The 13,409-nt window shown below is 71.4% G+C and carries 11 protein-coding genes; 4 read left to right on the forward strand and 7 right to left on the reverse strand.

Going from position 1 to position 13,409, the window contains the following annotated elements; all coding sequences use genetic code 11:
* The first annotated feature begins 46 nt into the window (after positions 1-46).
* Positions 47-3,727 carry a thiol reductant ABC exporter subunit CydD gene (cydD, locus tag EDD90_RS28135; RefSeq protein ID WP_185149251.1) on the forward strand — a complete coding sequence of 1,227 codons (3,681 nt, stop codon included), beginning with the start codon at positions 47-49 and terminating at the stop codon, positions 3,725-3,727.
* Positions 3,728-3,776: 49 nt separating this feature from the next.
* On the opposite strand, the gene EDD90_RS28140 is transcribed toward cydD, so the two are convergent.
* From EDD90_RS28140 to EDD90_RS28170, 7 genes are all read right to left on the reverse strand, one after another.
* Positions 3,777-4,664, reverse strand: a complete 888-nt coding sequence (locus tag EDD90_RS28140) for an HAD-IIB family hydrolase (protein ID WP_123975770.1) — start codon at positions 4,662-4,664, stop codon at positions 3,777-3,779.
* A 71-nt stretch (positions 4,665-4,735) separates the two neighbouring features.
* Entirely contained in the window at positions 4,736-5,638 is a 903-nt protein-coding gene (locus EDD90_RS28145) for an LLM class flavin-dependent oxidoreductase (RefSeq protein WP_123975771.1), read from the reverse strand.
* A 42-nt stretch (positions 5,639-5,680) separates the two neighbouring features.
* On the reverse strand, positions 5,681-6,154 hold the full coding sequence (locus tag EDD90_RS28150; protein ID WP_123975772.1) for a hypothetical protein: 474 nt from the start codon (positions 6,152-6,154) through the stop codon (positions 5,681-5,683).
* Between the two features lie 19 nt (positions 6,155-6,173).
* Entirely contained in the window at positions 6,174-6,749 is a 576-nt protein-coding gene (locus tag EDD90_RS28155; RefSeq protein WP_123981731.1) for an RNA 2'-phosphotransferase, read from the reverse strand.
* A gap of 121 nt (positions 6,750-6,870) precedes the next feature.
* Positions 6,871-7,791 (reverse strand): MerR family transcriptional regulator, encoded by a 921-nt coding sequence (locus EDD90_RS28160; protein ID WP_123975773.1) that lies wholly within the window; start codon positions 7,789-7,791, stop codon positions 6,871-6,873.
* Positions 7,792-7,806: 15 nt separating this feature from the next.
* Complete coding sequence (locus EDD90_RS28165) at positions 7,807-9,567, reverse strand: SDR family oxidoreductase (protein ID WP_123975774.1); 1,761 nt, start codon at positions 9,565-9,567, stop codon at positions 7,807-7,809.
* On the reverse strand, positions 9,564-10,406 hold the full coding sequence (locus tag EDD90_RS28170; protein ID WP_123975775.1) for a M24 family metallopeptidase: 843 nt from the start codon (positions 10,404-10,406) through the stop codon (positions 9,564-9,566). The genes EDD90_RS28165 and EDD90_RS28170 overlap by 4 nt, the downstream gene beginning before the upstream one ends.
* A gap of 226 nt (positions 10,407-10,632) precedes the next feature.
* Here EDD90_RS28170 and EDD90_RS28175 point away from each other — a divergent pair, with 226 nt between their 5' ends.
* From EDD90_RS28175 to EDD90_RS28185, 3 genes are read left to right on the forward strand one after another with little or no spacing between them, the layout of a single operon-like run.
* Positions 10,633-11,598: an ABC transporter ATP-binding protein gene (locus tag EDD90_RS28175; RefSeq protein ID WP_123981733.1), complete on the forward strand. Its 966-nt coding sequence runs from the start codon at positions 10,633-10,635 to the stop codon at positions 11,596-11,598.
* Positions 11,588-12,493 (forward strand): ABC transporter permease, encoded by a 906-nt coding sequence (locus EDD90_RS28180; RefSeq protein ID WP_123975776.1) that lies wholly within the window; start codon positions 11,588-11,590, stop codon positions 12,491-12,493. Before EDD90_RS28175 ends, EDD90_RS28180 begins: the two co-directional genes overlap by 11 nt.
* Positions 12,490-13,401 (forward strand): ABC transporter ATP-binding protein, encoded by a 912-nt coding sequence (locus EDD90_RS28185; protein WP_123975777.1) that lies wholly within the window; start codon positions 12,490-12,492, stop codon positions 13,399-13,401. The genes EDD90_RS28180 and EDD90_RS28185 overlap by 4 nt, the downstream gene beginning before the upstream one ends.
* The last annotated feature ends 8 nt before the right edge of the window (positions 13,402-13,409 follow it).

Below are 13,409 nucleotides of genomic sequence, written 5' to 3' on the forward strand. Positions count from 1 at the left end.
TGATCCGCACTGTTTCACGTGAAACACCCTCCCTGGACCGAAGGGCATGTTTCACGTGAAACCAATCGATCCACGTCTGCTGCGTTATGCCCGTGCCACCCGCCTCTTCCTGGTGGCCGTCGTCGGTCTCGGTGCCGTCGGTGCCGGGCTGGTCATCGCCCAGGCGATGCTCATCGCCGAAGTGGTGGTCGGGGCCTTCCAACACGGCCACTCGGTCTCCGAACTCCGGACTCCCCTGACGCTGTTGGCGGGCGTCGCCGTCGGCCGGGCGCTGGTCTCCTGGCTCACCGAGCTCGCCGCGCACCGGGCGAGCGCGGCGGTCAAGTCCGAACTGCGTGGACGGCTCCTGGACCGGGCGGTGGCGCTCGGCCCGAGCTGGCTGAGCGGTCAGCGGACCGGATCGCTGGTCACCCTCGCCACGCGCGGTGTCGATGCCCTCGACGACTACTTCTCGCGCTATCTGCCGCAGTTGGGGCTCGCGGTGGTCGTGCCGGTCGCGGTGCTGGCGCGGATCGTCACGGAGGACTGGGTCTCCGCGGCGATCATCGTCGGGACCCTGCCGCTCATCCCGCTCTTCATGGTGCTGATCGGCTGGGCCACGCAGTCCCGGACGGACCGGCAGTGGCGGCTGCTGTCCCGGCTCTCCGGCCACTTCCTGGACGTGGTCGCCGGGCTGCCCACGCTGAAGGTGTTCGGCCGGGCCAAGGCCCAGGCCGAGTCCATCCGCCGGATCACCGGCGAGTACCGGCAGGCGACCATGCGGACGCTGCGGATCGCCTTCCTCTCCTCCTTCGCGCTGGAACTGCTCGCCACGCTGTCGGTGGCGCTGGTCGCCGTGACCATCGGAATGCGGCTCGTCCATGGCGACATGGACCTGTACACCGGGCTGGTCATCCTGGTGCTGGCACCCGAGGCGTATCTGCCGTTGCGCCAGGTGGGCGCCCAGTTCCACGCGGCGGCGGAAGGGCTCGCGGCGGCGGAGGAGATCTTCACGGTGCTGGAGACTCCGGTGCCGGCGCCCGGTGCGGGCGCGGTCCCCTCGGATGCTTCTCTGGCCTTCGAAGGGGTGACGGTCCGCTATCCCGACCGGTCGGCGGATGCGGTCACCGACGTCTCTTTCACCGTCGAACCGGGCGAGACCGTCGCGCTGGTCGGACCCAGCGGGGTGGGCAAGTCGACGCTGTTGAACGTGCTGCTGGGGTTCGTACGGCCGACGGAGGGCCGGGTGCGGGTCGGAGGGGCCGGAGGGGGCGGGGGAGTCGATCTCGCCGACGTCGACCTGGAGGAGTGGCGGTCGCGGATCGCGTGGGTGCCGCAGCGGCCGCATCTGTACGCCGGGACGATCGCCGAGAACGTACGGCTCGCGCGCCCCGATGCGGACGACGACGCCGTGCGCCGGGCGTTGCGGGACGCGGGGGCGCTGGAGTTCGTGGACGCGCTGCCTGAGGGTGCCGGGACCGTGCTCGGTGAGGACGGCGCCGGGTTGTCCGCCGGGCAGCGGCAGCGGCTGGCGCTGGCGCGGGCGTTTCTCGCCGACCGGCCTGTGCTCTTGTTGGACGAGCCGACTGCTGCGCTGGACGGGGCGACCGAGGCGGAGGTTGTGGCGGCGGTACGACGGCTCTCCGAGGGGCGGACCGTGTTGCTGGTGGTGCACCGGCCGGCGTTGCTCTCGGCGGCGGACCGCGTGGTGCGGCTCTTCGGCAGCGAGGCCCCCAGGGGGCTCCGCCCCCTGGACCCCCAGAACCTCCGCCCACCCACCACCCGACTCGGTCAATCGGAAAGCGAGGCGATCGACCGTCTCGGTGGTCTGGGAGGTGCGGCGGCCGACCGACTCGGTCAATTGGGAGGTGCGGCGGCCGACCGACTCGGTGGGCTGGAAAGTGCGGCGGCCGACCGACTCGGTGGGCTGGACAGTGGGGCGGTGGAGCTGCCTGGGCGGGTGGCGCGTGGCTCTGTGGCGTCCGCGTGCGTGCGGCGCCGGAGCGTGCTCGCTCGTGTTCGTGCTGCCTCCGGGGCACGGCGGGGGCGGTTGTTGCTTGCTCTGTTGCTCGGGGCTCTTGCGCTCGGTAGTGCCGTCGGGCTGATGGCGACCTCCGGGTGGTTGATCTCGCGGGCCTCGCAGGAACCGCCGGTGCTGTATCTGATGGTGGCCGTCACGGCCACGCGGGCCTTCGGGATCGGGCGGGCCGTGTTCCGGTACGGCGAGCGGCTCGTGTCGCACGATGCCGTGCTGCGGATGCTGGCCGATACCCGGGTGGCCGTGTACCGGCGCCTTGAGCGGCTCGCCCCCGCCGGGCTTCGGGCGGCCAGGCGGGGTGATCTGCTCAGCCGGCTGGTCGCCGACGTCGACACGCTGCAGGACTACTGGCTGCGCTGGCTGCTGCCGGCCGGGGTCGCGGTTGCCGTCTCCGCAGGGGCCGTGGGGTTCACGGCCTGGCTCCTGCCCGAGGCCGGGGCCGCGCTCGCGGTGGGGCTGCTGGCGGCCGGAGTCGGTGTTCCGCTGGTGACCTCCGCCGTGGCCCGGCGTGCCGAGCACCGGCTGGCGCCCGCCCGCGGGTTGCTGGCCACCCGGGTGACCGACCTGCTCACCGGCACTGCCGAGCTGACGGTCGCCGGTGCGCTGCCCGTTCGTACGGAGGAAGCCCGGCGGGCCGACCACACGCTCACCCGGATCGCCTCCCGGGGCGCCACCGCCACCGCGCTCGGTGACGGGCTGACCGCACTGCTGACGGGGCTCACCGTCGCGGCCACCGCGCTGCTGGGTGCCCAGGGGGTCGCCGACGGCCGGCTGAGCGGGGTGGCGATGGCGGTCGTGGTCCTCACTCCGCTGGCCGCCTTCGAGGCCGTACTGGGGCTGCCGCTCGCCGTGCGGCACCGGCAGCGGGTGCGCAGGAGCGCCGAGCGCATCTACGAAGTGCTGGACGCCCCCGAGCCCGTGCGCGAGCCGGAGCGGCCGCGCCAGGCCCCCGCGACGCCCTTCCCCGTCGTACTGAAGGGCCTGTCCGCCCGGTACGAGGGCCAGGGACGGGAGGCCCTCGCCGGGCTCGACCTCACCCTCCCCGAGGGGCACAGGGTCGCGGTGGTCGGTCCCTCCGGCTCCGGCAAGACGACCCTCGCGCAGGTCCTGCTGCGGTTCCTCGACCCGGACGCGGGCTCCTACACGCTCGCCGGTGTGGACGCGTTCGGCATGGACGGCGACGACGTACGGCGGCTGGTCGGGCTGTGTGCCCAGGATGCGCACCTCTTCGACAGTTCGGTCCGCGAGAACCTGCTGCTCGCCCGGAAGGACGCCACCGAGGACGACCTGCGGGACGCGCTGGGCCGGGCCCGGCTGCTCGACTGGGTGGACGGGTTGCCCGACGGGCTGGACACCCTCGTCGGCGAGCACGGGGCCCGGCTCTCCGGCGGGCAGCGGCAGCGGCTGGCACTCGCCCGGGCGCTGCTCGCGGACTTCCCGGTGCTCGTCCTGGACGAGCCCGCCGAGCATCTGGACCTGCCCACGGCGGATGCGCTCACCGCGGATCTGCTGGCCGCGACCGAGGGCCGGACGACCCTTCTCATCACGCACCGGTTGGCGGGGCTCGATGCCGTGGACGAGGTGATCGTGCTCGGCGAGGGCCGGGTGGTGCAGCGTGGACCGTATGCGGAGCTGGCCGCCGCGGTCGGGCCGCTGCGGGCGATGGCGGAGCGGGAGGCGGCGGCGGAGTCGCTGGTGGGAGCGGCCTAGCCCGCGGATGGTCGCTCGTGGGAGCGGCCTAGCCCGCGGACAGTCGGGTTCAGATGCGGGCGGCCAGCATCCGCTCGATCACGACCGCCACCCCGTCCTCGTTGTTGGCGACCGTGCGGCCCGAGGCGGCGGCGATGACGTCGGGGTGGGCGTTGCCCATCGCGTACGACTGCCCGGCCCAGGTCAGCATCTCGACGTCGTTGGGCATGTCACCGAAGGCGACGACCTCCTCGTGCGAGATACCGCGCTCGGCGCACTCCAGGGCGAGGGTGCTCGCTTTGGAGACACCCGGACCGCTGATCTCCAGCAGGGCGCTGGGGCTGGACCGGGTGACGGTGGCACGGTCGCCGATGGCGAGGCGGGCGCGGGAGAGGAAGGCGTCGGGGTCGAGATCGAAGTGGTAGGCAAGGATCTTGAGCACGGGCTCGCCGGCGCTCGGACCGTCGGCCGCGAGGATCTCCTCCGCGGGCAGCAGATGGTCGGGTATCTCCATGTGCAGCTTGGGATAGGCCGGCTCCTGGTGGAAGCCGTACGTCTGCTCGATCGCGTACACCGTGCCCGGCACGGCGTCGCGCAGCAGCCCCACGGCGTCCAGCGCGTTCTCCCGGGCCAGTTGGCGCACCTTCACGAACCGGTGGGCGCCGGGGCCGCCGTGCAGGTCGACCACGGCGGCGCCGTTGCCGCAGATCGCCAGGCCGTGGCCGTGCACATGGTCGCTGACGACGTCCATCCAGCGGGCCGGGCGGCCGGTGACGAAGAAGACCGCGATGCCCGCCTCCTCGGCGGCGGCCAGCGCGGCGACCGTCCTCGGGGAGACCGACTTGTCGTCGCGCAGCAGGGTGCCGTCGAGATCGGTGGCGATCAGCCGCGGCGGGGTCGCGAAGGCAGGGGTCTCGGGCTGTCGGGTCGCTGAGGTCACCGGGCCATTCTCGCGCATATGCCCGCACGGCAGTGCGGCACAGTGCACAGATGAGACACAGACGACTCCGAAGCGTCTCTGACCGCGCTTCAGACCAGCTGGGCCGGGGCCTCCATGGCGATCTGCTCGAAGACCTTCTGCTCGGCCGCGAAGTCCGAGTCGGGGATGGGCCAGTGGATCACCAGCTCGGTGAAGCCCAGCTCCTGGTGGCGGCCGGCGAAGTCCACGAAGGCGTCCAGGGACTCCAGCGGACGGCCGCGGTCCGGAGTGAAGCCGGTGAGCAGGACCTTGTCCAGTTCCCCCGCATCCCGGCCGATCGCCGCACAGGCCTCGCCGAGCTTCCCCAGCTGACCGCGCAGCGCCTCCACCGACTCCTCGGGAGTGCCGTTCTCGTACAGCTTCGGGTCGCCGGTGGTCACCCACGCCTGGCCGTGGCGCGCGGCCAGCTTCAGCCCGCGCGGGCCGGTGGCCGCGACCGCGAAGGGCAGCCGGGGTCGCTGCACACAGCCGGGAATGTTGCGCGCCTCGTGGGCCGAGTAGAACTCGCCTCCGTACGTCACCGAGTCCTCGGTGAGCAGCCGGTCGAGCAGCGGCACGAACTCGGCGAACCGGTCGGCGCGCTCGCGCGGGGTCCACGGCTCCTGGCCCAGCGCGGTGGCGTCGAAGCCGTTGCCGCCCGCGCCGATGCCGAGGGTGACGCGGCCGCCGGAGATGTCGTCCAGGGAGATCAGCTCCTTGGCGAGCGGCACCGGATGCCGGAAGTTCGGCGAGGTGACGAGTGTGCCCAGGCGCAGCCGGTCGGTGACGGACGCGGCGGCGGTCAGTGTCGGAATCGCACCGAACCACGGGCCGTCGCGGAAGGTGCGCCAGGAGAGGTGGTCGTAGGTGTAGGCGGTGTGGAAGCCCAGTTCCTCGGCCCGCGTCCACGCGGAACCGCCGCCCTCGCTCCAGCGGCGGTACGGGAGGATCACGGTGCTCAGGCGCAGACTCATGCGTCCGAGACTAAGGGGACCCGTCCGCGACGGACGAAACGGTCACCGTATGCGGCCGTTCAGCCACGGCGTGAGCAGGCCGACGGTGAGGTGCTCCTTGTACGTCCGGTCCCCGGGCAGCGGCACGACCAGCCACGCGGCGGGCGGGAAGCGGCGGCTCCGGACATGGGCCAGGCCGCCGAAGACGGAGCGCAGGAACGGGGGTACGTCGTCGCGCGGGACGTCGTGGCACGCGATGCCCTCGACGGTGATCAGCGCGTCGTCATCGGGGTAGAGCCGCACGCTCACCCGGGGCACCCCGCCGAACTCGGCGTACGCCTCGTGCGGCAGTGAACCGTCCGGGTCCAGGGTGACGCCGAAGCCCGCCGCGCTGCGGCGCGAGGTCTGGTCGGCGCCGATGTCGTGTGTCACCTCGATCGCGTGGCCGTACTCGGCGGCGATCGCGCGGAGCGCGGTGACGGCCGCCTCGGTGGTCGGAAGGTGCTCCTGGCGCTCCTGGTACTCCGAATGGTCCATACCACTCATGATGCAGGGGTCAGTGCGGATCGGGGAAGCGCAGGTACTTCGGCGGTACGGCCTGTGTCAGCCACACCCCGTTCGCGCTGATGTGGAAGACATGGCCGTCCCGGTGCATCGCGTCCGCGTCGACCGACAGCACGACCGGGCGGCCGCGCCGGGCGCCGACCCGTGTCGCGGTCTCCCGGTCCGCCGACAGATGTACATCGTGCCTGTTCATGGGCCTGAGACCCTCGGTCCGGATCGCGTCCAGGTTCCGGGCGACGGTGCCGTGGTAGAGGTACGGCGGCGGGGTCGCCGGGGGCAGTCCGAGCTCGACGTCGATGCTGTGGCCCTGGCTGGCGCGGATCCGGGTGCCCTCGATCGCGAACCGCTGCTTGTCGTTGGCGGCGACCACATGGTCCAGCTCCTCGCGGGTGACCGGGAAGCCGTGCGCCGCCGTCGCCGCGAGCAGTGTGTCGATCTCCACCCAGCCGGCCTCGTCGAGGCTGAGACCGATGCGTTCGGGCTGGTGGCGAAGGTGCTTCGAGAGGTACTTCGACACCTTCACGGTGCGCCGCTCGTCCCACCCTCCTTCGTTGTGTCTCTCGTTCATGTCACCAGCGTGCCGGGAGAGACGCGGATCACGCACTTATTTTTCGCCCGAGGTTTGATCCACAACCAAGTCGGGTTATCCACAGGGGAATTGGCCGCGCTGTGGACAACTGCTGGGCGATTCAAGGTGTTTCGTCAAGATCGTTAACAGGGTGGTGATGTGCGGTCAGGGCGTCCAAATGGCGCGCCTGGACCTCTCGTTCGGTGGCGAGCGCGATGAACTCCGCAGTGCGGTCCGGGCCAACGAGGCGCTGTACGGCCTGGATCGTTTCGGCCGGGAGAGCCACGACAAGCGTCTCGTCCCGGGTTTTTGGCCGCTCCCCCGTCGCGAGGTGCCGCCGCACCTCCCGGGTCGCGAACAGGCGCATGGCCCGCGCCAGTTCGGCGTCCACGGTCTGCTGGGCGAGGGGCCGCAGACGTCGTACGAGAGAGGCCGCCTCGGCCGCCTTCGCGTCGGTGCGGTGGTCCGGGTCGTCGAGGTAGCGGGCGAAGACGTGCTCGGTAGTGAACTCCAGGAAACGGGCGGCTATGTGCTCGACCTGGACCCTCAACTCCCGCAGGTGGTCCGAGATCGCGGTGAGCGGGACCCCGGCCGCGTACAACTCGGCGGCCACAGCCAGCTCTTGTGGGCTCGGCACGAGGAAGGAGTCGGGGTCGCCGTCCACCGGTTCCAGTACGCCGAGTTCCAGGGCCTCGGCAACGGCCCCCTCGTCCGGGGCGCTGCCGAAACGGGCGTCGAGGTCGGCGCGGGAGAGACGGGCCGGTTCCTCGTCGGTCCAGGGGCCCTCGGCCTCGGTGACGAGACCGAGGACGCCGCCGAGGCCGCGGCCGGTGTCCCAGGCGTCGAGCAACTCCTTGATTGAGGCCAGGGTGTAGCCGCGGGCGAGGAGGTCGGCGATCTGGTGGAGGCGGGTCAGATGGACGTCGGAGTAGAGGTTGGCGCGCCCCCGCCGCTCCGGGCGGGGGAGCAGGCCCTTGTCCTGGTAGGCGCGGACGGTCCGGACGGAGGTCCCGGAGCGGTGGGCCAAGTCTTCTATGCGCACCTCACGCCACCCCTGTCACAACTTCGGCTCCACCCTCGCGATCCTCCGCAACACCCCCGGCGCCAGCCGCGACAGCACCCGGGCCCCCCGCGCTTCCGGAGTCACCGGCACCACCGCCCTGTTCCGCTCCACCGCCTCCAGGATCGCCGAAGCCACCTTCTCCGGTGGGTAGTTCCGCATCCCGTACAGCCGGGCGGACCGCCTGCGCCTCCGCCGTTCCTCCTCCTCGTCGACCCCCGTGAAGCGTGCCGTCGACGTGATGTTCGTGTTGACGATGCCGGGGCAGATCGCCGTCACCCCGATGCGCTGGGAGGCGAGTTCGGCGCGCAGGCACTCGGACAGCATCAGCACCGCCGCCTTGGACGTGCTGTAGGCCGGCAGTGCCCGCGAGGGCTGGTACGCGGCGGCCGATGCGACGTTCACGATGTGGCCGCCCTGGCCGCGCTCCGCCATCCGCGCCCCGAAGAGCCGGCAACCATGGATCACACCCCACAGGTTGACGTCCAGAACCCGCCGCCAGTCCTCCGGCGTCGTCGTGAAGAACGAGCCCGACAGACCGATGCCCGCGTTGTTGACCAGGACGTCCAGGACGCCGTACTCGCGGTGGACCTTCTCCGCGAGCTTCTCCATCGCCTGCTCGTCGGAGACGTCGGCCGTCTCCGCCCACGCGTCTGCCGCGCCGACCAGGCGGGACAGCTCGGCGGTGCGTGCGGCCGCCTCCGCGTCCCGGTCCACGGCGACCACGCGCGCGCCCGCCTCCGCGAACGCGAACGCCGTCGCCCGGCCGATACCGCTGCCCGCGCCCGTGACCAGGACCAGCTGGCCGCCGAACCGCTGGGCATGGCGGTCGGCGGGCTTCGGCTCCGCGCCCCGGCCGTCCTCCACCGACCTCACGAACTCCTCGATCCAGGCCGCCACCTGGTCGGGGCGCGTGCGGGGGATCCAGTGCTTGTCGGGCAGGGTGCGTCGGGTCAGCCGGGGAGCCCAGCGTTCCAGGTCGTCGTAGAGCCGCTCGGAGAGGAACGCGTCCCCGAGGGGCGTGATGAGCTGCACGGGCGCGTGCGCGTACGCGTCCTCGCGCGGGCGGCGCAGCCGGGACCGTACGTTGTCGCGGTACAGCCAGGCGCCGTGTGCCGCGTCGGAGGGGAGGGAGGCGGTCGGGTAGTCACCGGGCGGGAGCTTCTCGACCAGCTGCAGGATCCTCGGCCACTGCTTGCCGAGCGGGCCGCGCCAGGCGAGTTCGGGGACGACCGGCGTGTGCAGCAGGTACACGTACCAGGACTTGGCGCCCTGGCCGAGGAGTTGGCCCACCCTGCGTGGCGTCGGGCGCTTCACACGCGCGTTGATCCAGTGCCCGAAGTGGTCCAGGGACGGCCCGGACATCGAAGTGAAGGAGGCGATACGGCCCTGAGTGGGCCCCACCGTGGCGAACTCCCAGGACTGCACCGAGCCCCAGTCGTGGCCGACCAGGTGCACCGGCCGGTCCGGGCTGACCGCGTCGATCACCGCCAGGAAGTCGTCCGTGAGCTTGGCGAGGGTGAAGCCGCCGCGCAGCGGCTTCGGCGCGGTCGAGCGGCCGTGGCCGCGGACGTCGTACAGGACGACGTGGAAGCGGTCGGCGAGGCGGCCCGCGACCTCGGACCAGACCTCCTTGCTGTCCGGGTAGCCGTGGACGAGGACGACCGTCGGCTGTGCCGGGTCGCCCAGTTCCGCCACGCACAGTTCGATGCCGCCGGTCCGCACCCGGCGCTCGCGCGCGCCCTCCAGTGCCGTCACTTGTCCTCCGCCCAGCGCCGCACGTGCGGCAGATCGTCGTCCAGCCAGAAGGCGCTCTGCTCGGGGTCCCGGGAGTCGGTGACCACGAGGATCTCCTCGAACTTGGCGCCCGTGCCCCGGAAACCGAGGTGCGGTTCGACTGCCCACAGGCCCGGCCGGGGCGGGTGGTCGGAGAAGCGGTACGGCGACCACAGGGGCGACCAGCCCTCGCGGTGGCCGTGCAGCGCGTCGGCCGCGAGGCCCTTCAGGGACTGGGCGCCGAACCCGAAGAGATGCGGTGACCAGCGGCGCTGCTTCACCCGGTCCACCTTGTGGGCGATCACGCCGAAGGGGTAGGCGCGATGCCGGTTGGCGTAGCCCTGGCGGACCATCAGGCGGTCCACGTCCTCGTAGATCTCGCGCAGCGGGCGCCGTTCGCGCACCTCGCGCAGGATCAGCTCGCGGTGTGCCTCCAGGTCGGCCATCAGCCGGTCCTGCACGGGGTTGATCCCGAGGGAGTCCGAGTAACCGATGTCGGCCGTGTAGCCCTCGTGCACCGGGGCCATGTCCAGGATGAACGGCATCCCGGGCTCGAGCCGGCGGTCGCTCGGGAAGAACTGCAGCGGTATCCGGAAGTCCGCGAACGCGGTGCGGTCGCCGAACCAGGCGAAGGGGAGGTGGAACCAGTCCCGCACGCCCCGCGCCCGCAGCCACTCGCGCTGCATCCGCGCCGCCTCACGCTCGGTGATGCCTGGCTCCAGCCGCGCGGCGACCGCTTCCGCGCACTCGTACGCGAGCCGTTGGACCCGCCGGAAACCCTGCAGCTCCGTGGCGCGTTCTTCCCTCAGTGCCGTCGTCATCCGCCCCGTCCCCATCGACTGCGGTACGTGTTCGTAACTTGACACTGGTGAATGTGACAGTTGTTAGAGGTGGCGTCAATAGGAGGGACCCGACCTGTGGACAACCCCGTGTAGCTCTCAGGCAGGGGATCCCCTAGGGCTCCGTAATACTCGAGAGTGAGGTGAAGACGGCTCCAGGGTCTGACGACCGGGCGTGGTCCAGGTCACTACCTTCGACGACGTGACTGTGATCGCGACCGAAAGCCTGAGCAAGCGGTTCCCCCGGGTGACCGCGCTCGACCGGCTGTCCGTGGACATCGGAGCCGGTGTGACCGGACTCGTCGGAGCCAACGGCGCCGGCAAGTCCACCCTGATCAAGATCCTGCTGGGTCTGTCCCCCGCGACCGAGGGCAGCGCCGAGGTGCTCGGCCTCGACGTCGCGACCAAGGGCGCCGCCATCCGCGAGCGCGTGGGCTACATGCCGGAGCACGACTGCCTGCCGCCCGACGTCTCGGCCACCGAGTTCGTCGTCCACATGGCCCGCATGTCCGGCCTGCCGCCCACCGCGGCCCGCGAGCGCACCGCGGACACCCTGCGCCACGTCGGCCTCTACGAGGAGCGGTACCGCCCCATCGGCGGCTACTCGACCGGCATGAAGCAGCGCGTGAAGCTCGCCCAGGCCCTGGTGCACGACCCGCAGCTGGTCTTCCTCGACGAGCCGACCAACGGCCTCGACCCGGTCGGCCGCGACGAGATGCTCGGCCTGATCCGCCGCATCCACACGGACTTCGGCATCTCGGTCCTGGTCACCTCGCACCTCCTCGGTGAACTCGAACGCACCTGCGACCACGTGGTCGTCGTCGACGGCGGCAAGCTGCTGCGCTCCAGCTCCACCACGGACTTCACGCAGACCACGACCACCCTCGCGATCGAGGTCACCGACAACGACGAGCACCCGGACGGCACCCGCGCGGTGCGCGAGGCGCTCGCCGCGCGCGGGGTGGACACCGACAACGACGGTGGCGGCCTGCCCGGCGCCGGCCACATCCTGCTGCTCACCGCCCAGGGCGAGGAGACGTACGACCTGGTCCGTGACGTCGTCGCCGACCTCGGCCTCGGCCTGGTGCGCATGGAGCAGCGCAGACACCACATCTCAGAGGTCTTCACCGACAGCGACGAGCAGCGGAAGGAGGCGGCCGTCCATGGCGGTTGAGCAGCCCCTGGCCACCCCCGCGGGTGACCAGTCCCGAATCCACGACATCGGCTACCGCGGCTACGACGGCCCGCGCCTCGGCCGCGGCTACGCCCGCCTCTCCCTCTACTCGCAGACCCTGCGCGGCTCCTACGGCCTCGGCCGTTCGGTGAAGTCCAAGGTGCTGCCGATGCTGCTGTTCGCGGTGATGTGCGTGCCGGCGGCCATCATGGTCGCCGTCGCCGTCGCCACCAAGGCGCACGACCTGCCGGTGTCCTACACGCGGTACGCGATCATCATGCAGGCCGTCATCAGCCTGTACGTCGCCTCGCAGGCACCCCAGGCGGTCTCCCGCGACCTGCGCTTCAAGACCATCCCGCTGTACTTCTCGCGACCCATCGAGACCGCCGACTACGTCCAGGCCAAGTTCGCGGCCCTGGCCTCGGCGATGTTCATCCTCACCGGAGCTCCGCTGCTCGTGCTCTACCTGGGCGCCCTGCTCGCCAAGATGGACTTCGCCCACCAGTCCAAGGGGTTCGGCCAGGGGCTCGTCTCGGTGGCCCTGCTGTCCCTCCTCTTCGCCGGCATCGGCCTGGTCATCGCGTCGATCACCCCGCGCCGCGGCTTCGGCATCGCCGCCGTGATCGCCGTCCTGATCATCTCCTACGGCGCCGTCTCCACCCTCCAGGCCATAGCGGACTCCCGGGGCAGCGCCGGTGCCGTCCCGTGGATCGGCCTGTTCTCGCCGGTCACCCTGATCGGCGGCCTGAGCGCCGGCCTCCTCGGCGGCACCAACACCTTCCCCGGTGACGGGCCCTCCCATGCCCAGGGCGTGGTGTACCTGCTCGTCGTCCTCGGCGTCATCGCCGCGGCCTACGGCCTTCTGCTGCGCCGCTACAAGAAGGTGGGACTGTGACCACGCTCTCCATCGACCATGTCTCCCGCTGGTTCGGCAACGTGGTCGCCGTCAACGACATCACCATGACCATCGGCCCCGGGGTCACCGGCCTGCTCGGTCCCAACGGCGCCGGAAAGTCCACCCTCATCAACATGATGGGCGGCTTCCTCGCCCCCTCCACCGGCACGGTCACCCTCGACGGGCAGCCGACCTGGCGCAACGAGGCCATCTACAAGCACATCGGCATCGTCCCCGAGCGCGAGGCGATGTACGACTTCCTCACCGGCCGCGAATTCGTCGTCGCCAACGCCGAGTTGCACGGCCTCGGCGCCAAGGCGGCCCAGAAGGCGCTCGCCACGGTCGAGATGGAGTACGCGCAGGACCGCAAGATCCAGACGTACTCCAAGGGCATGCGCCAGCGCGTGAAGATGGCGTCCGCCCTGGTCCACGACCCGTCGCTGCTCCTGCTCGACGAACCCTTCAACGGCATGGACCCGCGCCAGCGGATGCAGCTGATGGACCTGCTGCGGAGGATGGGCGACGAGGGCCGCACGGTCCTGTTCTCCTCCCACATCCTCGAAGAGGTCGAGCAACTCGCCTGGCACATCGAGGTCGTGGTCGCAGGCCGGCACGCGGCCAGCGGCGACTTCCGCAAGATCCGCCGCCTGATGACCGACCGCCCGCACCGCTACCTGGTCCGCTCCAGCGACGACCGCGCGCTCGCCGCCGCCCTCATCGCCGATCCCTCCACATCGGGCATCGAGGTGGACGTCACCGAGGGCGCGTTGCGCATCCAGGCCGTCGACTTCGGCCGCTTCACCGCCCTGCTGCCGAAGGTCGCCCGCGACCACGGCATCCGGCTGCTCACGGTCTCGCCGTCCGACGAGTCCCTGGAATCCGTGTTCTCGTACCTGGTCGCGGCGTAGGAGGCCGA

This window comes from Streptomyces sp. Ag109_O5-1 (genome assembly GCF_003814875.1).
Classification (GTDB): Bacteria; Actinomycetota; Actinomycetes; order Streptomycetales; family Streptomycetaceae; genus Streptomyces; species Streptomyces sasae.